Below are 20,769 nucleotides of genomic sequence, written 5' to 3'. Positions count from 1 at the left end.
TGTATGATCCGCCCGCTTCCCGGCCGGTCTTCGGAATTGGGCGGGGGGCGCGTCGAGGCAGAAATCAGGGTCCAACCCGTGGCCGTTCCCCTTCATCAATCCATCAAGATCGGTTCCTACATCGTCAAGCAGCACCTGGTGGGCAACAAGCGTTACCCGCTGGTCCTGATGATGGAGCCCCTGTTCCGCTGCAACCTGACCTGCGCGGGATGCGGCAAGATCGACTATCCCGACGCCATCCTGAATTCCCGCATCTCGGTGGCCGACGCGCTGGCCTCCATCGACGAATGCCCGGCCCCCGTGGTGGTGCTGGCCGGCGGCGAGCCGCTGCTCCACCGCGAGATCGACCAGATCGTCGAGGGCGCCCTGGCGCGCGGCAAGATCGTCTTCGTCTGCACCAACGCCCTGCTGCTGGAAAAGAAGCTCGATTCCTTCAAGCCGCACAAGAACTTCACCTGGACCGTCCACCTGGACGGCGACCGCGAGGACCACGACCGCGCCGTGTCGCGCGAAGGCACCTTCGACCAGGCGGTGTCGGCCATCAAGGCGGCCAAGGCGGCCGGCTTCCAGGTCAACATCAATTGCACCCTGTTCAACAACGCCGATGCCGAGCGCATGGCGGAGTTCTTCGACTTCACCAAGACCATCGGAATCGGCGGCATCACCATCTCGCCCGGCTACGCCTACGAGCGCGCCCCCGATACCGAGCACTTCCTCAACCGCCGCGCCACCAAGGAACTGTTCCGCAAGCTGTTCCGCCTGGGCAAGGGCAAGAAGTGGGAATTCACCCAGTCGTCCCTGTTCCTGGACTTCCTGGCCGGCAACCAGACCTACCAGTGCACGCCGTGGGGCAACCCGACCCGCAACGTGTTCGGCTGGCAGCGCCCCTGCTACCTGCTGGGCGAGGGCTACGCCAAGACCTACAAGGAACTGATGGAGGAGACCGACTGGGACTCCTACGGCACCGGCAAGTACGAGAAGTGCGCTGATTGCATGGTGCATTCGGGCTATGAGCCCACCGCCGTGGCCGATTGCATCACCAATCCCATCAAGGCGGCGGTGGTGGCCTTGCGCGGCCCGCGTACCGAAGGCCCCTTCGCCCCCGATCTGCCGCTGGACAAACAGCGGCCGGCGGTCAACAACTACGACGCCCTGCTGGCCCAGAACCTCGAGCGCCTACACGCCGAGGGAATGACCAACAACCTTCACCGCGTCTCCCAGGGCAGTTAGGGCGGCGCGGCTGTCGAGGCCGACGCGGATCAGCCCCGGCAGTTCCCACGGGCGGCGCAGCAGCGCCCCCATGACCGCCCAAGGCCGGGGGGAACCGTCGGGGGCAAGCCCCACGAACACCGATCGGGGCAGGCCCCGCCGGGCCGGATCGGCCACGGCGCGCAGCACGGCGAAGGGCTTGCCGGCCCTGGCCGCCACCCGGGCCATGGCCCCGCTTTCCATATCGACCACGGACGCGCCGCCTTCGTAGAGAGCACGCTTGGCCTCGGGCGTCGCGGCGATGCGCGGCACCGCCGCCACCACGCCGGCGCGCGAAAAGGGAATGCCCGACAGCAGGCGACATTTCCACACGCCGTCCGCCTCGAAGGTCTCGCCCTCCCACTGCACGGCAGAGCCCACCACCACGTCCCCCGGCGCCAGGGCCGGGTCGAGGCCGCCGGCGATGCCGAAGGACAGCAGCCCCTCGGCCCCTTCGGCCACCAGCTTTTCCGCCAGTTCGGTCACCCGCCGGGTGACGCCGCCCGCCGCCGCCCAATGGGTGCCGGCGGGAAGCAGGGCGCCCTCGCTGGTCATGCCGACGATGACGCCGACGCGGGCGCCCTTGCCCAATCCCGGCCCCCAGCAGGTTTCGGGAAAGGCGTGGTCAGAGGGCATGCATCACGGGTCCGGCATTGCCGGTGGTGAGGTTGCGATACCGCGCCAGGGCCCAGATGGGGAAGAACTGGCGGTAGCCGTGGTAGCGGAGATAGAACACCCGGGGGAAACCCACCGCCGTGTAATGCTCCTCGTCCCACAGGCCTTCTTCGTTGCGGGTGCGGATCAGGTAGTCGATGCCGCGCGCCACGGCGGCCGACTTGGTCTCGCCCGCCGCCATCAGGCCGAGGACCGCCCAGGCGGTCTGCGACGGCGTGGAGGGGCCGCCCATGCCGCGCGGCTGGTCGTCCCAGTAGGACCGGCCGCATTCGCCCCAGCCGCCATCTTCCCGCTGCTTGGATTCCAGCCACTTCACCGCTTTGCGGAAGGCGGGATGGTCATGGGGCAGTCCGGCGGCGTTGAGCGCGCACAGACTCGACCAGGTGCCGTAGACGTAATTGGTGCCCCATCGGCCGAACCACGAGCCGTCGGCCTCCTGCTCGCGCAGCAGGTAATCGACGCCTTCGTGCGCCACCTTGTCCTTGCCCCGCTCGCCCAGCACCGACAGCACCGAGACGCAGCGGGCCGAGACGTCGGCGGTGGGCGGGTCCAGCAGCGCGCCATGGTCGGCGAAGGGAATGTGGTTGAGGTAGTAGCTGGTGTTCTCGGCGTCGAAGGCGCCCCAGCCGCCGCCTTCCGACTGCATGCCCTGAATCCACACCTTGCCCTTCTCGATGGGCTCGGCGTACTTCACCGGGTCGATGCGGTCCAAGGCGGCCATAACCACGGCGGTGTCGTCCACATCCGGGTAGTGGGGGTTGTTGTACTGGAAGGCCCAACCGCCGGGGGCGAGGCCGGGACGGCGCACCGCCCAGTCGCCCACCACGTCGGTGATCTGGCGCGCCACCATCCAGTCGGCGGCCTTGCGCACCGCCGCGTCGGCCTCGGGGGTGCCCACCTCCAGCATGGCGTGGGTGGCGAGAGCCGTGTCCCAGATGGGCGACAGGCAGGGCTGCACCCAGGCGCGCTCGCCTTCCTCCACCACCAGATTGCGGATGGATTGCTTGGCGATGACCACGCGGGGATCGTCCTTGGGAACCCCCAGCACGTCGTACATCCACACGGCGTTGACCATGGCCGGGAAGATGGCGCCCAAGCCGTCCTCGCCGTTGAGGCGCTCGTCCACGAAGGCCACCGCCTTCTCGATGGCCTTGTCCTGCACCGACTTGGGGAAGAAGCGGTAGACCTTCTGCAGGATCATGTCGATGCCGCGGAACAGGTAGGCCCAGTTGGAGCGCACCGGCTCCAGGTACCAGTTCCTGACCTGCTCGGGCGGGGTGACGAACAGTTCCTGGATATGGATGCCCAGCGGATTGCGGGCCCGGGGCCGCTTGGTCATCAGGACGGTGAGCGGCGCGATCACCGTGCGCGACCAGTAGCTGACCTTGTCCATGTGGAAGGGGAACCAGCGCGGCAGCAGCATGATCTCCACCGGCATGATCGGCACGCCCTTCCAGGGGATCTGCCCGAACAGCGCCAGCAGGGTGCGGGTGAAGACGTTGGCCGTCGCCGCGCCGCCATGGGCCAGGATGGCTTCGCGGGCCTTCTTCATGTGCGGCGCGTCGATGTCGTCGCCGATGGCCTTCAGGGCGAAATAGGCCTTCACCGAGGCGCTGATGTTGAGGTCGCCGCGATGGAACAGCGGCCAGCCGCCGTGATCCTCCTGGATCTCGCGCAGGTAGACGCCGATGCGCTTCTCCAGTTCCGGATCGCGCTCGTCCAGATAGTGCAGGTACAGCACGTATTCGGCCGGAATGGTGGCGTCGGCTTCGAGCTTGAACACCCAGTGGCCGTCTTCGCGCTGCTGCTTCAGCAGGGCCTCGGCGGATTCGTTGACCGCCCGCTCCAGGGGATCGCGGAACGCGGCGGCGGTGAAGTCACGGGGATTGATTTCGCTGGGAGACACTGTTCGACCTCAAATAATGGCTCAGAGCAAACCGTGGCGGAGAATACACCACAGCTTGAAGGCTTTCGAGACTTTGACCGGCGGATCACGCGGCACGAAGCCCTCGGCCTCGACCCGCTTGAAGATCTCGCGGTACATCTCCTTCATCAGGGTGGCCGGGCGCATGTGAGCGCGCGAGCACTCGGCCTGGGCGGCGTCTGAGGCGACGAAATAGCCCCGCGCCGTCTCGCCCAGGTCGCGGCAGACCCCCACCAGATTAGGATGGGCCAGAACCTCCATGGGATCGCGGCTGGCGATGCCGTGCCTGGTCAGCAGCTCCACGGGCAGGTAAAGCCGCCCGATCCTGGCGTCAACCGCCACGTCGCGCAGGATGTTGGTCAGCTGCAGCGCCATGCCGGTGGCGTTGGCGGTCTCGATGGACCGGGGCCGCAGGGGCCCGAACACCCGCACCGAAAGGCGGCCGACGGCGCAGGCCACCCGGTCGCAGTAAAGCTCCAGATCAGCCATGGAAAGGCCCGTCACCTGGGGCTGGGCATCGCTCTCGCAGCCGGCGATCACCGCCAGGAAGTCTTCCTTGGGCAGGTTGTACTGCAGCACCGGCCCATGCAGCGCCTTGGCGATGGGGTGGGTGGGGGCGCCGGCGTAAAGCCGGTCCAGCTCCACCCGCCACTCGGCCAGCCCTGCCCGCTTGACCTCGGGCTCACCCGGCTCGTCGGCGATGTCGTCCACCACCCGGCAGAAAGCGTAGATGGCGTACATGGCGTAGCGCCGGGGCCGGTCCAAAAGGCGCATGCCCCAGTAGAACGACGTCCCCGAGGCGCGCACCATCCCGGCCACCAGCTCGTACTGGGCGGGATCGATGGTGAAGACGGTCGGGCTCATGGCGTTCAAGGGCGCGCCCCCTGGCCGTGGGTGTCCTGCACCCTGCCCTTCCACTCGCCGCCCCGGCCGCGCCAGTACATCCAGGCGGAATGGAGCGTGGCGCCCAGATAGAACAGCGACACCAGCGGCAGGGCCAGCGCCCAGGCGGGGAACAGCCGGTAATAGCGCACCATGGGGTAATAGGCGATGGTCATGGCCGCCCAGGCCAGCGCGCCGGTGGACGCGCCGCCGCCGTTCCTCATTGCCAGCAGGGGCGGCGCCACGAAGACCAGCAGCATGGCGACCACGGTTCCCACCAGCAAGGCGGGCGAGTGGCGCAGCTGGGTATAGGCCGAGCGAGAGATCATCCGCCACAGCCCCTCCGGCCCCTCGTAGCGGCGCGTCGAGATGGTTTCCTCGGCCAGATCGAGGGTGAGGCGCCCGTGATGGGCCTTCACCGCCGCCGCCAGGGTGCAGTCGTCGATCAGCGCGTCCTTGATGGCCTTGATGCCGCCGATCTTTTCCAGCATGGCCGGGCGGATCAGCACGTAGCCGCCGGCGGCGGCGGCCGTGGTGGAGCGCGAATCCTTCACCCAGGCGAAGGGATAGAGCATGCGGAAGAAGAACACGAAGGCCGGCACGATGGCCTTTTCCCAGACGCTGACCGTGGACAGCCGCACCATCAGCGAGGCCATGTCCAGGCCCTCGGCCAGCATGCGCGACACGGTGCGGCGCAGCTCGCCCGCCCCATGGCGGATATCGGCGTCGGACAGCAGCAGCAGGTCGGCCTCGGGGAACTTGGACCGCGCCACCTGGACGCCGTGATTCTGGGCCCACATCTTGCCGGTCCAGCCACGCGGAAGCTCCGGGGCCTCGACCACGGTGACCCGGGCGGCGAGGCCCATCTCCTCGGCGGCCTTGCGCGCCGCTTCGGCGGTACCGTCCGAGGAATGGTCGTCCACCAGCACCACCGAGAAATCGCCGGGATAATTCTGGGACAACAGGGATTCGATGGTGGCGCCGATGACGTCGGCCTCGTCGCGGGCGGGAATCACCGCCACCACCTGGGGCCAGACCTCGGGCACCACGGCCTGGGGCGCATCCTCGATCCGCCAGAACGACCCGCGCATGGTCAACAGCCAGGCCCAGGCTCCCGCCCCGACCACGCCGGCAAGCGATGCCAGACTCATGAGACCTCCCCGATGCTCTTGAACCACTCCACCGCCGCGTCCAGCGCCTCGTCGGCGGGACGGTGGCGGTACCCCAACTCCCGCTCGGCCTTGGCCGAGGAGAAGAACATGTGCCACCTGGACATTTTCAGCCCGTCGATGGTGACGAAGGGCTCGCCGCCGAAGACGCGGGCCCAGGTCTCGGCGCCCAGGGCCAGCGGATAGAGCGGCCAGCGCGGCAGCTTCATCAGCGGCGGCTTGCCACCGGTGATCTCGGCGATCTTCCTCAGGATGTCGGCCAGCGTCAGGTTGTCGCCGCCCAGGATGTAGCGCTCCCCCACCCGTCCCTTGTCCAGCGCCAGCAGATGGCCCTCGGCCACGTCGTCCACATGGACGATGTTGAGGCCGGTATCCACATAGGCCGGCATGCGCCCCGAGGCCGCCTCGACGATCATGCGGCCGGTGGGGGTGGGCTTGACGTCGCCCGGCCCCACGGGGGTGGAGGGATTGCAGATCACCGCCGGCAGACCCTGTTCGGCCACCATGCGGCGCACCACCTCCTCGGCCAGGAACTTGGACTGCTTGTAGGGGCCGACCTTGTCGGAAATGTCGCTGGGAGTGTCCTCGTCGGCCACGCCGCCGTCGATGTGACCGAGCGTCGCCACCGACGAGGTGTAGACCACGCGCTCCACCTTCTCGGCCAGGGCGGCCTGCATCAGGGCGCGGGTGCCTTCCACGTTGGCCCGCATCATGGCCTTGGGATCGGGCACCCAGATGCGGTAATCGGCGGCGGTGTGGATCAGCACCCGGCAGCCTTCCATGGCCTTGCGCAGCGAGGCCGCGTCCTCCAGCCGGCCCTCGACCACCTCCACATGCAGGTTGGCGACGTTGCGCCGGTCCGAGGTGGGGCGCGCCAGCACGCGCACGGATTCGCCACGGGCCAGCAGGGCGCGGACGATAGCGGCGCCGACGAATCCGGTCGCTCCGGTGACGAGAACAGGTCCAGCCATTTCCCCACGCCTCATCGCGGCCGGGCGGGATCGCGCGGCCGATGGCTGGTAGTTACAACGATTGTGCGGCGCACCGCCAGTGATTCTTTGGGGTACCGCCGAGACTCTCCCTGTCATCCCGAGCCTTGGGCGAGGGATCTCATCCTGGACCGATTTTTCAGAGCAGGAAACAGCATGCCAAGCGGAGATCCCTCCGCCCAGGGCGTCGGGATGACAAGGGGGGGGAGGGTGCAGGACCCAAGCCCTCAGCCGAATCCGCACTCCACCAGCAGGCGGTGGAAGTCGCGCAGGTGCTTTTCCCCCTGGCTGGGGTCGGGCATGGAGGCGACGAACTTCTCCTCGAACTGCTTCTGGCGCAGATGCTCGATCACGCGGGCCTTGGCCATGTTGAGGGACTTGCCCTCGATCAGCACGCCCGAGCCGCAGAACTTGACCAGCCGGATGGCCCGCATGGCCAGCGGGTCGTCGGGCTTGTCCACCTTCTCGATGATCTCCTCGGCGGTGAGGTAGCGGACCATCACGTCGTCGACGCGGTCGGCCAGTTCCTTCCTGAATTCGTCCACCAGATTGGGGCAGGTGCGCAGCAGCTTGTTGGCGTTGGTGAGCGCCGCCATGCGGGCCGGGGGCGCCAGGCGCACCGGCACCCAGGCGTCGATGTGGTTGGAGCGGCGCACATGGGCGTCGAGCATCTCGGTCAGGATCTCCCCCATGCTGCGCCCCAGATTGGAGCCGGCCAGGGTAAGGAGGAACTGCAGCCGCACGCAGCCGTCGGGAAGCGCGCCGAGCAGCAATTGCAGCGCCTGGGGCGCCGAGACGCTGGCCCCGCCGGAATTGAGCACCCGCGCCCCGCGCTGGAGCAGCGCCTCGGCCATGGGGGCGCCGCCCACCACCCGGTCCTTGTCCACCAGCCGGGTGAGCAGCTTGTGGAACATCTCGTATTCCTGGGAGGAATCGTTGCGCGACAGGGGATTGGTGCCCCCCGCCTCGCGGATCACGCGGCCCATCAGCACGTCGCGGCTTTGCGGCAACGCCCCTTCGGCGAACAGCTTGTTCAGATCGGTGAAAGTCTGGGGGGCGAACTTGGCCGCTTCCGCCCCGCCTTCGGTCAGGGCCACGATGGTGCACAGCGCCGCCGACAGGTTGGACTGGAATCCCAGCAGGTCCTGGATGACCTGGGCCGGCACGGTGAGATCGGCGATCACCGCGTCGATCTCCACCATGTTGCCCTTGGCCTCGGGCTCGGCCGCCCAGGTGATCAGCAGGTCCAGCTTGCCGAACCACGAGCGCTTTTCCAAGAGCGCCAGGGTCATGTAGGAGCGCAAGGTGAACGGGTCGCCCTTGGCCGAATCCTGGGCCTCGGCGAAGGTGGCGGGCGGCTTGGGCTTCCTGGCGGCGAAATCCCGCGCCCGCTTGCCCATCTCCTCCCACGTCTTGTCGAGGACATCCTTGCGGGCCTTGGACTCCTCGCCCGACGCCTTGGCCTGAAGCGACGCGACCCGGTCGATGGCCGAGAACAGCAGGTTGCCCTTGTCGCCGAACCGCTTCATCTCCTTGGCGTCGTGCAGCAGCTCGAACGGCGTCACCAGCGCCTCGTCGAGATACTTGCGCAGCAGCTTGCCCATGGTGGTGCGGGCCGGCTGGGCGTAGAAATCCTCCAGCTCCGAGCAGAGCGGCGCCTCGGTGATGGTGGTGAGCTGAGGATCGCCGGCGGCCTTCTCCGCCGACTTCTTCTCCATCAGGATGGTTTCGGAATGGGTGCCGTCGATGCGCTCGTGATCCTTGACCACCCGCACGGCGGCATGGTTGCCCGCCTGCAACAGGTTCTCGGCGAAGGCCTTGGCCTTGGCCTCGTCGGGCGCCATCTCGGCGATGACCCAGTTCTTGTCGGTCAGGACCTGGACCTCGTACGAGATCTTCGGGCCGCTCATGACGGGGCCTCCGCCGCGCGGCGCCTTTCCAGCGCCGCCGCCTGCACCTCGCCGCGCGGATCGCCCGACTGGGCGGCCCGGCGGAACCAGCGGATGGCGGCCTCGTCATCCTTCTCGACACCGATGCCCAGGGCCAGCATCACCGCGTAATTGTACTGGGCCTCGGGCAAGCCCTGCTCGGCGGCGCGGCGGCACATCACCGCCGCCTCGGTGGGGTCGGGGTCGGTGCCGCGTCCCTGGCGCAGCATGTTGGCCAGGTTGTGCAGGGCGCTGGCCAGCCCTTGGTCGGCGGCCTGGCGGTAGAGTTCCACCGCCTGGGTCTCGTCGCGCTCGACCCCCTTGCCGGACTCGTAGAGCGCCCCCAGGGCGAAGATGGCCCCGGCGTCGCCCTGATCGGCCGCCTGCCGGAACCATTTGACCGCCACCTCGGCGCTGGATTCGACGCCGCGCCCCTGCTGGATCATGTTGCCCAGATTGAACTGGGCCTGGGCGTCGCCCTGCTTGGCCGCCTCGCGGTACCATTTCAGCGCGTGGGCGTTGCTTTGCGCCACCCCCAGCCCCTGGTCGTACATCACCCCCAGGGAGAACTGGCCCCGCGCGTCGCCCGCCTTGGCCGCCAGGGTGTAAAGCCGCACCGCCTCGCCCAGGTCGGGGGGCACGCCGTTACCCTCGCGGTAGGCGTTGCCCAGCGCCACCATGGCCGCGGCGTCGCCCCTGTCGGCGGCGCCCCTCAAGGCGGCCGGATCGACCATGGTCTCGCCGATCCGCAGCGGGTCGGTCTCCACCTCGATCTCGGGCAGGGGAATGACCTTGGGGCCGGCCTGGACGGGGGGCTCCGGCTCGGGCTCGGGCTCGGGCTGCGGCTCGGGCTGGGACGGCCGGGTCTCCTCGGCCGCCGGCGTCCCGTAATCGGGGCGCTCCACATGGGGCACCTTGCCCGGCAGGTCATCGACCCGGCGGCGCACGTCCACACCCTCGGCGGCCATCTTCTTCAACAGGGCCATGGCCTCGGCGTTGCCCTGGCGGGCCGAGCGCACCAGCCACACCACCGCCTCGTCCAGATCGCGCTTGACCTGATAGCCCAGGCGGTAAAGATCGCCGAGCTTGAACTGGGCGACCGGATCATTCTCCAGCGCCAGCCGGCGATAACGGGTGACGATCTCAGGTTCGCGCGCCATTCTGGCCATCCATCCCGAGTGAATAGCCTCTTAGAATGCCGTAAGCCCATGACGGAGTCGATGCGATTAGACGAACAGACCCGGCTTTATGCCGGTATCGCCGCCAGTGCCGGGGCGCGGCGGCGCGTCCTGCTCGCCCATCTGGCCGCCGAATTGGGGCGGCCCGAGGCGGAGATCGCCATCCGCCGCGAGCCCTCCGGCAAGCCGTTCCTGGCCGGGGCCGACCCGGGCTACTGGTTCAATTGCTCTTCGGTGGACGGGCTGCTGCTGATCGCCGGCTCGCGCGCCGGGCCGGTGGGGGCCGACATCGAGACGGTGGAGCGCTGCCGCCCGGTGTGGGAGGGCGCCTCCCGGACCTTCGCCCCCGCCGAGCGGGCGCGCCTGCTTGCCCTGCCCCCCATGGACCGCCCCCTGGCCTTCGCCCGGCTGTGGACCGCCAAGGAGGCGGTTCTGAAGGCGCGCGGCACCGGCATCGTCCATGGCCTGGCCGAGCCCGGCCTGGAACATCCGGACGACCTCGCCGCCCCGCCCCCCTGGCGCCCCACCCATATGCATGTAGGGGGTGAATGTTATGCCGTGACTTGGTATACCCTCCCCATCGACGAGGTTCTGGCCGTTGCCGCCCGCGCCGAACCCTCGCCAGCACCGGGAACGATGTGACACAGCCCTTGCCTTCCGCCCTCTTCGGCCTCCGCGACCCCTCGCTGATCCACGACGAAACCCTGTGGGAAATCTTCTCCGCCAGCGTCGGGGCGTTTCCCCATGCGCCCGCCGCCACCTTCGGCGACGAGACCCTGAGCTATGCGGAACTGTCGGCCCGCGCCCAGGCGGTGGCCCGCGCCCTGGCGGCCAGGGGGATCGGGCGCGGCGATTTCGTCGGCCTGTGGATGAGCCGCTCGCTGGACCTGCACGTGGCGCTGCTGGGCATCCTGGCCTCGGGGGCCGCCTACATCCCCTTCGACACCGAGGCGCCGGCCGAGCGGGTGGCCGAGTGCCTGGCCGATTGCGCCGCCAAGGCGCTGATCGTCGACGCCTTCACCATGGGGGCCATCACCGGTTCCATGCCGGCCCACACCCTGATCCTGCCCACCCTGGAGCAGAGCGCGCCGGACGGCCCCTCGCCCGATCCGCGCGCCCAGGGCGCCAATCCGTCCGACCCGGCCTACGCCATCTACACCTCGGGCTCCACCGGCAAGCCCAAGGCCATCGTCATCAGCCACGCCAATATCTGCCACTACCTGCGCGCCGCCAATTCCATCTACGGCCTGCGCTCCGACGACGTGGTGTTCCAGGGCGCCTCGGTGGCCTTCGACCTGTCGCTGGAGGAGATCTTCGTCCCCTATCTGGTGGGGGCCAGGCTGTGGATCGCCGGACGGCGCACCCTGGCCGAGGCCGACCGCCTGCCCCAGGTGCTGGCCGAGGCCGGAATCACCGTGCTGGACACCGTGCCCACCCTGTTGAGCCTGCTTCCCGGTGACATTCCCGGCCTCAGGGTGATCATCCTGGGCGGCGAGGCCTGCCCCCCCGCCCTGGCCGAGCGCTGGTGCCGCCCGGGGCGGCGCATCTTCAATTCCTACGGCCCCACCGAGACCACCGTGGTGGCCACCGTGGCCGAGGTGGAGGCGGGCAAGCCGGTGACCATCGGGCGGCCCATTCCCAATTACGTCTGCCACGTGGTGGACGACTTCACCCGGCCGGTGCCGCCCGGCGCCACCGGCGAGCTGCTGATCGGCGGGCCGGGCGTGGCGGCGGGCTATCTCGGCCGCCCCGAACTCACCGCCGAGAAATTCATTCCCAACCCCTGGGATACCGACGGTTCCGCCCCGGTGCTCTACCGCTCGGGCGACGCGGCGGCCATCGACGAGACCGGCGACATCGTCTTCCACGGCCGCATCGACGACCAGGTCAAGATCAGGGGCTTCCGCGTCGAGCTGGGCGAGATCGAGGCCCGGCTCGCCGCGCTGCCCGGCGTCAATCAGGCGGCGGTCTCCTTGCGCACCGACGACGGCATCGAGCGGCTGGTGGCCACCATCCTGCCCGAGGCCGGGGCCGCCATCGAGTCCGGCGCGCTGCGGGAAGGCCTGCGCGCCCAGCTGCCCGCCTACATGGTGCCGTCCCACTATCTGGTGGTGGAGGAACTGCCCCGCCTGACCTCGGGCAAGCTGAACCGCAAGGCGCTGAAGGACCTGCCGCTGGACCTGTCGGTGGGGGGCGCCGAGCAGGAGGAGCCCGCCAATCCCATCGAGGCCGCCCTGCTGGAGGCGGCGCGCCGGGTGTTCCCCGGTCAGGTCATCCCCTTCGAGGCCGATTTCTTCCTGGATCTGGGGGGGCATTCCCTGCTGGCCGCCAAGTTCGTCTCGGCGGTGCGCGAGACGCCGGACCTGGCCAGCCTGACGCTCAACGAGATCTACGCGGCGCGCACGCTTCGCGCCATGGGCGCCCTGCTGGCCGCCCGGGCGCCCGCCCCCGGGGCCAGGGCCGCCGACCTGTCCTTCACGCCCCCCTCGCTGAAGCGGCGTTTCCTGTGCGGTCTGGCCCAGGCGGCGGCCATGCCGTTCATTCTGGCGCTGACCACCGCGCCGTGGCTGGGCGTGTTCATCTCCTACATGCTGCTGTCGGGCGAGGACGCCAGCTTCTGGCGCGAGATCGGCACCCTGATGGCCACCTACGCGGTGATCAACATCGGCACCATTTCCGCCTCCATCGCGCTCAAATGGCTTGTCCTGGGGCGGACCCGGCCGGGGCGGCACAAGCTGTGGGGCGTCTATTATTTCCGCTGGTGGCTGGCCCAGCGGGTGGTCAGCGTCGCCCACATCAAGTGGTTCCAGGGCACCCCGATCATGAGCCTCTACCTGCGCCTGCTGGGAGCCAAGGTGGGCAGCGACTGCGTGCTGTCGGAAATGGAGGCCGGCGCCTTCGATCTGGTGCGCATCGGCAACGGCGTGGCCATCGGCGGCAAGACACGGCTGGCCAATGCCGAGGTGGTGGGCGACGAACTGGTGATCGGCACCATCGAGATCGGCGACGATTCCTATATCGGCACCTCGTGCATGATCAGCCACGGCGTGGTGATCGAGACCGGCGGCGAGTTGGGCGACCTGACCTCCATCGCGCCTTTCGGCCGGGTGGGACGCTACGAGCACTGGGACGGCTCGCCGGGACGCAAGGTGGGCATGGTGGACGAGAGCACGCTGCCCGCCCCGGCCCACGCCTCCTTCGGCCACAAGCTGGGGCTCACCGTCCTCTACGGCCTGATGCTGGTGGTGCTGCCGCCCATCAGCCTGCTGCCCATCTTTCCGGCCTTCTTCATCTTCGAGCGCCTGAGCGATTATCTGGTGGGCGGCGAATACGCCACCATCCTGCCGCTGCTGGCCTGGCCCACCGCCATGGCGCTGATCGCCGTCACCGTGCTGCTGATCGCCGTGGTGCGCTGGTCGGTGCTGCCGGTGGTCACGGCGGGCAGCTATTCCATCTACGGCAGCCTCTACGTCCGCAAGTGGATCGTGGCCCTGGCCACCGAGCTGATGCTGGAAACCCTGTCCTCGCTCTACGCCACCGTCTACATGCGGCTGTGGTACCGCCTGATGGGGGCCAAGATCGGCAAGGACGCCGAAATTTCCTGCAATCTGGCCGGACGCTACGATCTGACCGAGATCGGGCCGGGCTGCTTCATCGCCGACGAGGTGGTGCTGGGCGACGAATGCGTCCGCCGCGGCTGGATGGTGCTGGAGCCGGTCAAGACCGAGGCCCGCGTCTTCGTCGGCAACGATGCGGTGGTGCCGCCCGGCGCGGTGATCCCCACCGGCGCCCTGATCGGCATCAAGTCGCGGCCGCCCGCCAACGACGAGATGTCGCCCGGCGACACCTGGTTCGGCAATCCCCCCTTCAAGCTGCCGGTGCGCCAGCGCTTCGACGACGTGGGCGCCGGCTGGACCTTCGCGCCGCCCCTGTGGCGCCGGGTGTGGCGGGCGGTGTTCGAGGCCTTTGCCGTCTCGCTGCCCACCGCGCTGTTCATCACCTTCGGCATCATGACCGTGGACCTGCTGGCGCCCAGCATCCTGGCCCGGGACTACGCCATCGTCCTGCCGCTGTTCGCCGCCGCCTCGGTGGCCATCTCCGTGTCGCTGGCCCTGTCGTCGGTGGCGGTGAAGTGGCTGATGATGGGAGCCTACCAGCCCACCGCCAAGCCCATGTGGTCGTGGTGGGCGCTCAGGACCGAGGCCGTGGCGGTGATGTACTGGGGCCTGGCCGGCAAGGTGCTGCTGGACCACCTGCGCGGCACGCCGTTCCTGCCCTGGTTCCTGTGGCTGTACGGCTGCCGCTTCGGCCGGGGCGTGTTCATGGACACCACCGACATCACCGAGTTCGATTGCGTCGAGGTGGGCGATTTCTGCGCCATCAATTCGCTGTCGGCGCTGCAGACCCACCTGTACGAGGACCGGGTGATGAAGGTGGGCCGGGTCCGGCTGGGTACCGGCGTCACCGTGGGCTCGGGCTCCACCGTGCTCTACGACACCCAGGTGGGCGACTTCGCCCGCATCGGCAAGCTGACCATCGTCATGAAGGGCGAAGGCATCCCGGCCCACTCCCAATGGGAGGGCGCCCCGGCCCAGACGGTCGCGGCAAAGCCGTGAGCGCCCCCCTGAAACGCTCGGTCAAGATCGCCGGCCACGCCACCAGCGTGACCCTGGAACCGGAGTTCTGGGAGTGCCTGCGCGACATGGCGGCGGAGCGCGGCGTGTCCATCAACCAGATGGTGGCCGAGATCGACTGCGCGCGCGGGGCCAACCTGTCCTCGGCCATCCGGGTGTTCGTCCTGAACGAACTCAAAGGAAAAGCCGCCGGGTAAGGCCCGGCGGCTCGTTCCGTCCCACTCGTCCCGCCGTGCTACTTGCCGAGCCGGCTCAGCACGAACCACGCGAGGCCGCCGGTCACCGCCAGGATGAATCCCAGGAACGTCAAGGCGATCACGGCCGTATCGTCGATAACCATACTGTCCTCCCCCTCGGAAAACACGTCTTGATGCATGTCAAGGTTAGCAGGACCGCCGCCGGGCCGCTTTGATCTGGATCAGTGGGGAAACTGTCATCCGTCCATCACTTAAGCGGCATTGAAACCCCCTGGCGTTCGCCCTAGGATTATCCCTGAAGAATGTGGACAATCCGGCAATCGGGAGGGACCCGATGGCAAGCCTGAATTCGGAAAGGCTGACCTTGGCCGAGACCGGGGCGCTGGCCCTCGACGAGGCGGCCCGGGAACTGGACAAGGCCAGCGACACCGCCAGCTTTCTAAAGGCGCTGGAACGTAACCAGCGGGTCTGGCGGACCCTGGCCCACATCGCCATGACGCGCGCCTGGCAATTTCCCAACGAGCGCCAGGTGGCCTATGCCCTGTCCACCGACGGCCTGGGCGCCAAGGGCAATGACGACCGCATCAATACCATGATCGACATCAACCGGGAGGTCTCGGACATCCTGGCCCATGGCGACGACATCGCCCGCATCCGCGAGCGGGCCTACGCCATCTGGGAAAGCCGGGGCCGCCCCCAGGGCCAGGACCTGGAGCACTGGCTGCTGGCCGAGATGGAACTGTCCAGCGGCTGAAGCCGCCTCTTGGATCATCCTGCTTTAACAGGCTGCGGAAAAACTCGCCCACCACTCTATTTATTCGTCACCCCCGCGAAGGCGGGGGGATGGACTCACATTTCAAGTGCAACACCGAGATCGATGGCTTTTCCGAGGAAAGCCTCAAGCGGAGTTCGATATCCGAGGCACTTTCGCGGGGTGAGGTTGTAGTCCATGGCCAGGTCGTCCAGATCGGCCTGGGAAACTGCCGCGAGATCTGTTTTTCGCGGCAGTCCCCGCCGCATTCGCCCGATGGCGTTCTCGACGCCGCCCTTCTGCCAGGGGCTATGGGGATCGCAGAAATAGGTTTTCATGCGAAGCCTTGTCTTCAGGCGGCGATGGGCCGCGAATTCAGAGCCGTTATCGAAGGTGATGGTGCGGCGCTGCTCGGCAGGAAATCGCCGCAGCATGGCGGTCAGGCTGTCGGCGATTGGCTCGGCGGCTTTGCTGAGGTGATGCCGGAGCAGAAGCAGGCGCGAGCTACGTTCGTGCGCCACCAGGACGGCTTGGCGATAGCGGGAGAACAGCATCAGATCGGCTTCCCAGTGGCCGGTCTGGCGCCGGTCGGCGACCTCGGCGGGACGCTCGGCTACCGGCACTCGCTGGGGAATGAAATGCACCGAGCTGCCGCCCTTGCGGCCACGCCAGCCACGCTGAAACTTGGCGCGCGGCAGCAGCCGGTGCAGATAGTCCTTGTGGCTGTTCACGCGCCAGTAGATGTAGCGGTAAATTGACTCGTGGCTGATCACCGGCCTACCTTGCTCAAGCTCGAGCCGCCCGGCGATCTGCTCCGGGGACCATCCCATCGCAAGGCCGTCCAAGGTCAGTTTCCTGAGCGCGCTCGAGCGCTCCAGTTTGTAAAGCTTGCGCCGCCGCCGGGCGCGGGCCTGGATCATCGCCCAATCCACCTTGTAGCCGACTTGGGCGCCACTGTTGCGCTCCAGCTCTCGGCTGATTGTTGACGCCGCCCGGCCCAAGGCCCGGGCAATGGCTCGCCGAGATTTACCGTCTGCATGCAGACGGTAAATCTCGCACCGCTCATCCAGACTGAGCTGATTGTATCGTTGTCCCATCGCAGCACCCATTATAGCGGGTGTTGCACTTCGATCGTGAGCTTAGGGGGTCCATGTTGACGCAATTTGGCGACATCAAAACAAGATATAGTTTGCTGATGCATGGATTGTCCGCTCCGCGTTCCCTTCGGTCCCGCTTTCGCGGGAATGACGACGTCTTGGGACGAGTATTTCCGCAGACTGTTAGAGCGGCGAGCGTCAAATATGAAAGGCGCTGTCATGCTGAGCGCAGCGAAGCATCTTTCAGCCTGAGGCGGTTGCCGCCTGTGCCTGAAAGACCCTTCGCCAAGGCTCAGGGTGACAATCTGTCTCTGATTTGACGCCCGACGCTTTAAGCCGGCTGGTCCGGCGCGCAGGCCAGGGGCAGGTAATCCGCCGCCTGCTCCACCGGCAGCGGGCGGGCGAAATAGTAACCCTGGGCGAAATCGCAGCCGTTCTCGCCCAGGAAGCGGCTTTGCGCCTCGGTCTCCACCCCCTCGGCCACCACGTCCAGGGACAGGGCCTTGGCCATGCGGATGATGGCGAGGCAGATGGCTTCGCCCTCGGGGTCGCCGGGCAGGTCGGTGACGAAGGAGCGGTCGATCTTCAGCACGTCCACGGGAAAGCGCTTCAGGTAGCTGAGGCTGGAATAGCCGGTGCCGAAATCGTCGATGCTGAGCCTGATCCCCAGGTCCTTGAGGCGGAACAGGATGGAGCGCACCTGCTCGGCGTCACCCATCAGCATGCTTTCCGTCAGTTCCAGTTCCAGCAGCGGGGGCGCCACGCCGAATTCGCGCAACAGGCCGTCGATCTCGCCGGCCAGGCCGGGATTGCCCAACTGACCGGCCGACAGGTTGACCGCCACCGGCAGGGGCTGCCGTCCGCCCGCCTGCCAGCCGGCCATGGCGCCCAGGGTCCGGCGCAGCACCGTGTCGCCGATGGCGGCGACCAGGCCGCATTCCTCGGCCACCGGAATGAAGCGGCCCGGCGGCACCGGGCCGTGCTCGGCGCTCTGCCAGCGGGCCAGGGCCTCGAAGCCGGTGACCCGGCCCTCGCCCAGCCGGACCTTGGGCTGAAGATGGATGAACACCTCGCCATCGCGCAGGCCCTGGCGCAGGGACTTCTCCAGCGCGCGACGCTCCGCCATCTGGCGGTCCATGGCGGAAGTGAAGAACTGATAGCCCAGGCGCCCCTTCTCCTTGGCCTTGTACATGGCGATGTCGGCCTTGCGGATCAGCGTCTCGGCGTCGGTGCCATCGTCGGGCGCCATGGTGATGCCGATGGAGCAGCCCACCTCGATGGCCTGGGAATCGATGGCGAAGGGATCGCCCATCAGGGCCAGCACCTGCTCGGCCAGCTCCGCCGCCTTTTCCCGGGTCTGGATGTCGGGGGCCAGCAGGATGAACTCGTCGCCGCCGTGGCGGCAGACGGTGTTGTAGGCCCCCTCGATGGAGCGCAGCCGGTCGGCCACCTCCACCAGCAGCCGGTCGCCGAAGCTGTGGCCCAGCACGTCGTTGACCATCTTGAAGTTGTCGAGGTCGATGAACAGCAGGCAATGCTGCTGCCGCGCCCCGGTCTCGGGCAGGGTCTCGTCCAGCTTCTCGCGCAGCACCGCACGGTTGGCCAGGCCGGTCAGGACGTCGTGACGGGCCAGGAAGCGGATGTTGGATTCCGCCTCCTTGCGCGCCGAGATGTCGCGCATGATGCCGGAATAGAAGCGGCTTCCCTTGAACGAGAACCCGGCCAGGGTGACCTCCACCGGGAACAGGGTTCCGTCCTTGCGCTGGGCCGGCTGCTCGCGCGGCGTGGTATCGACCTGATGGTCGGCGGTCTGGCGGATGCCGGCCAGGATGGCGTCGTGACGCTCGCGCAGGTAATCGGGCATCAGCCGGGTGACGTTCTGCCCCAGGATCTCCTCCGGCTGGTAACCGAACATGCGTGTGGCGCCGCGATTCCACGACACGATCACCCCTTCGGCATCGATCACCACCAGGGCATCGCTGGCGCTGTCCATGACCAGTCGGAACTTCTCCTCGGACTCGCCCAGGTCGCGCAGCAATTCGCCCACCCGTCCGGTCATGGAATTGAAGGCGGAGGCCAGGGCGCCGATCTCGTCCGCCGAGGTGACCGGAGCCCGCCGGGTCATGTCGCCGGCCTCCACGTCCCGCACCGCCTCGGCCAGGGCGTCGATGGGGGCCAGGATGGCGCGGCGCGCCCGGCGCATCAGGACCCAGGCCCCCAGGCCGCCCAGCAGCAGCACCACGGCGACGATCAGCACCGTCCCGGCCGGCAGCTTCAGCGCGCTGAGCAGCGGCTGCTCCACCACCACCAGGAAACGGCGCCCGCCGATCACGAAGGCCTCGCTGGTGGTGAAGGCCCAGGCGCCGTCCAGCCCCCGGCCGATGCCATCGGCCACCGGCAGGCGCCGGATGGTGTGGGCCAGCACCACGGAAGGATTGCGATGGGCGATCACCTGACCGGCATGGTCGAGGACATAGCTGTTCAGCGGCTCGAGGCCGGGCAGCGGCCGGGTCAGGTCCCACACCCGCCGGAAGCGGGCCTGGGCCAGGACGAAGCCCTCCGGCCGGCCGCTCCTGGGGTCGATGGAGGGCACCGCCAGCCCGATCATCGGTTCGTTGGTGGCGCCGTATTGGCGGATGGCGCCGATGGCGTTGGCGCCGCCGACCATGGCCGCCGCCACCTCGGGCAGATGGGCCAGCCCGGCCGCACCCTGGGATACCACCGGCTCGAAGCGGCTGGCCCGCGCCATGATGTTTCCCGAGGGATCGAGCACCACCACCTCGATGAACATGGGCTCGAAGGCGATCAGCCCCTCGGCCAGGGCCTGCCGCCCGGCGGAGTCGAGCGACGCGACGCCCTGACGGCGGATGGGTTCCTCCAGCTCGATGATCAGCGTGCCCAGGTAATTGCGGAACTCCGAGGCGATGGTCCGTCCGACCTGACGCTGGATGGCCTCGGTCTGGCGATCCTGCAGGCGGTAGACGGTGGCCGAGAGAACCAGCCCGGCCACCAGCAGCGGCCCCACCGCCAGAGCGACGAAGGCCAGCCGAAGCTTGCGGTGGAGCGAACGCTCAACGGCCATCGCCCCCCCTCGCCGCGCGGATCAGCTCGGCCTGACGCAGGATGGCATCGGGAATCGGAATGCCCAGGCGTCCGGCGGTCTCCATGTTGATGACCAGACGGAATTCGGCCGTCTCCACGGGCAGGTCGCCGGCGGGAACGCCGCCGAAGATCTGGGCGGCCAGCCGGGCGCCCTGCCCGCCCAGGGCCCGCATGTCGAGGCCGTAGGACATGAAGGCACCGTCCACCACGCCGCCGCGCTGGGGCGTGGTCAGGGGAATTCCCCGGTCCAGGGTGGCCAGCATGAGCCCCGGCACCTGGGACGCCACGAAGGCGTCCACCGGCACGAACACCGCCCCCACGTCGGGCGCCATCCGTGCCAGGGCCACTTCCAGCTCGGGCACGTTGCGAACATGGGCCAGATCGAGGCGTATCCCCAGCTCGGCGGCCAGCGGCGTGATCTTGGACACCGACACCCGGGGCGAGGCATCGTCGGGATTATAGGGCACCAGCACCGCCTTGAGATCGGGCAGCAGGGATTTCAGCCATTGCAGCCGCACCGGCTCCTGAATGCCGAAGGTGACGCCGGTGGCGTTGCGGCCCGGCCGGCCCAGGGTCTCGGCCAGGCCGATGGCGATGGGGTCGCTGGCCGGGGCGAAGACCAGCGGCGCGCCCAGCGGCCGGGCCACCGCGAAGGCCGCCTTGGCCGCCGGAGTCGACAGGCTGAGAAACAGGTCGGGCCGCAACCCCGCCAGCCGTTCCGCCTCGGCCTCCAGGGCCGGACCGGTCACCGGACCGCGATAGTGATAGGTGACACGGCTTCCCTCGGGATACCCCTGGGCCGCCATCCCGGTCTTGAAACCGTCCAGGGCCTCCTCGGCCACCATGGCATGGTTGAGGACGCCGACCACCAGCTTGCGGTCGTCGAAAACGCCGCCCCAGCGCAGCAGCACCAAGACGGCGAGGAGAGCGGCGCCTCCCACCCCCGCCAAGGCCCAGCGAAACCGCATTCGGTCCTCCCCTTTCGCCCACCCATA

General features: G+C 68.3%; 15 protein-coding genes. 5 read left to right on the top strand and 10 right to left on the bottom strand.

Features of this window, described 5'->3' with window-relative positions:
- Positions 1 to 78 precede the first annotated feature (78 nt).
- Complete coding sequence (gene hpnH, locus ACV4UZ_RS07065; protein WP_491600192.1) at positions 79 to 1,230, top strand: adenosyl-hopene transferase HpnH; 1,152 nt, start codon at positions 79 to 81, stop codon at positions 1,228 to 1,230.
- Here hpnH and ACV4UZ_RS07060 read toward each other — a convergent pair.
- From ACV4UZ_RS07060 to ACV4UZ_RS07030, 7 genes are all read right to left on the bottom strand, one after another.
- Positions 1,177 to 1,884, bottom strand: a complete 708-nt coding sequence (locus ACV4UZ_RS07060) for a phosphorylase family protein (protein WP_491600191.1) — start codon at positions 1,882 to 1,884, stop codon at positions 1,177 to 1,179. The two genes, hpnH and ACV4UZ_RS07060, sit on opposite strands and share 54 nt — an antisense overlap.
- Positions 1,874 to 3,829 carry a squalene--hopene cyclase gene (gene shc / locus ACV4UZ_RS07055; protein ID WP_491600190.1) on the bottom strand — a complete coding sequence of 652 codons (1,956 nt, stop codon included), beginning with the start codon at positions 3,827 to 3,829 and terminating at the stop codon, positions 1,874 to 1,876. The genes ACV4UZ_RS07060 and shc overlap by 11 nt, the downstream gene beginning before the upstream one ends.
- Positions 3,830 to 3,850: 21 nt before the next feature.
- Positions 3,851 to 4,711: a presqualene diphosphate synthase HpnD gene (gene hpnD, locus ACV4UZ_RS07050; protein WP_491600189.1), complete on the bottom strand. Its 861-nt coding sequence runs from the start codon at positions 4,709 to 4,711 to the stop codon at positions 3,851 to 3,853.
- A gap of 5 nt (positions 4,712 to 4,716) precedes the next feature.
- Complete coding sequence (locus ACV4UZ_RS07045) at positions 4,717 to 5,880, bottom strand: glycosyltransferase (RefSeq protein WP_491600188.1); 1,164 nt, start codon at positions 5,878 to 5,880, stop codon at positions 4,717 to 4,719.
- Positions 5,877 to 6,869: a hopanoid-associated sugar epimerase gene (hpnA, locus tag ACV4UZ_RS07040; RefSeq protein WP_491600187.1), complete on the bottom strand. Its 993-nt coding sequence runs from the start codon at positions 6,867 to 6,869 to the stop codon at positions 5,877 to 5,879. The genes ACV4UZ_RS07045 and hpnA overlap by 4 nt, the downstream gene beginning before the upstream one ends.
- Before the next feature lie 245 nt (positions 6,870 to 7,114).
- Positions 7,115 to 8,797, bottom strand: coding sequence for a hypothetical protein (locus tag ACV4UZ_RS07035; RefSeq protein WP_491600186.1), 1,683 nt, complete (start codon positions 8,795 to 8,797; stop codon positions 7,115 to 7,117).
- Entirely contained in the window at positions 8,794 to 9,975 is a 1,182-nt protein-coding gene (locus ACV4UZ_RS07030; RefSeq protein WP_491600185.1) for an SEL1-like repeat protein, read from the bottom strand. The genes ACV4UZ_RS07035 and ACV4UZ_RS07030 overlap by 4 nt, the downstream gene beginning before the upstream one ends.
- Before the next feature lie 48 nt (positions 9,976 to 10,023).
- Here ACV4UZ_RS07030 and ACV4UZ_RS07025 point away from each other — a divergent pair, with 48 nt between their 5' ends.
- From ACV4UZ_RS07025 to ACV4UZ_RS07010, 4 genes are all read left to right on the top strand, one after another.
- The gene (locus tag ACV4UZ_RS07025) at positions 10,024 to 10,635 is read left to right on the top strand and encodes a 4'-phosphopantetheinyl transferase family protein (protein ID WP_491600184.1); all 612 of its coding nucleotides are present in this window, start codon (positions 10,024 to 10,026) and stop codon (positions 10,633 to 10,635) included.
- 8 nt (positions 10,636 to 10,643) lie between these two features.
- A complete protein-coding gene (locus ACV4UZ_RS07020) occupies positions 10,644 to 14,609 on the top strand; it encodes a Pls/PosA family non-ribosomal peptide synthetase (RefSeq protein ID WP_491600183.1) in 3,966 nt (1,321 codons plus the stop codon).
- A complete protein-coding gene (locus ACV4UZ_RS07015; protein ID WP_491600182.1) occupies positions 14,606 to 14,824 on the top strand; it encodes a ribbon-helix-helix domain-containing protein in 219 nt (72 codons plus the stop codon). The genes ACV4UZ_RS07020 and ACV4UZ_RS07015 overlap by 4 nt, the downstream gene beginning before the upstream one ends.
- 334 nt (positions 14,825 to 15,158) lie before the next feature.
- Positions 15,159 to 15,578 carry a DUF2934 domain-containing protein gene (locus tag ACV4UZ_RS07010; protein WP_491600181.1) on the top strand — a complete coding sequence of 140 codons (420 nt, stop codon included), beginning with the start codon at positions 15,159 to 15,161 and terminating at the stop codon, positions 15,576 to 15,578.
- 95 nt (positions 15,579 to 15,673) lie between these two features.
- Here the strand turns inward: ACV4UZ_RS07010 and ACV4UZ_RS07005 are convergent, their stop codons facing one another.
- The 3 genes from ACV4UZ_RS07005 to ACV4UZ_RS06995 form a co-directional block, all read right to left on the bottom strand.
- Positions 15,674 to 16,684, bottom strand: coding sequence for an IS30 family transposase (locus ACV4UZ_RS07005; RefSeq protein WP_491599453.1), 1,011 nt, complete (start codon positions 16,682 to 16,684; stop codon positions 15,674 to 15,676).
- Positions 16,685 to 17,003: 319 nt separating this feature from the next.
- Positions 17,004 to 19,754: a bifunctional diguanylate cyclase/phosphodiesterase gene (locus ACV4UZ_RS07000; RefSeq protein WP_491600180.1), complete on the bottom strand. Its 2,751-nt coding sequence runs from the start codon at positions 19,752 to 19,754 to the stop codon at positions 17,004 to 17,006.
- Positions 19,744 to 20,742 carry an ABC transporter substrate-binding protein gene (locus tag ACV4UZ_RS06995; protein WP_491600179.1) on the bottom strand — a complete coding sequence of 333 codons (999 nt, stop codon included), beginning with the start codon at positions 20,740 to 20,742 and terminating at the stop codon, positions 19,744 to 19,746. Before ACV4UZ_RS06995 ends, ACV4UZ_RS07000 begins: the two co-directional genes overlap by 11 nt.
- Between the last annotated feature and the right edge of the window lie 27 nt (positions 20,743 to 20,769).

The organism is Paramagnetospirillum sp. (genome assembly GCF_058402745.1).
Note: the sequence above shows the minus strand (reverse complement) of the source record. Positions and strands in the feature narration are given on the sequence as shown.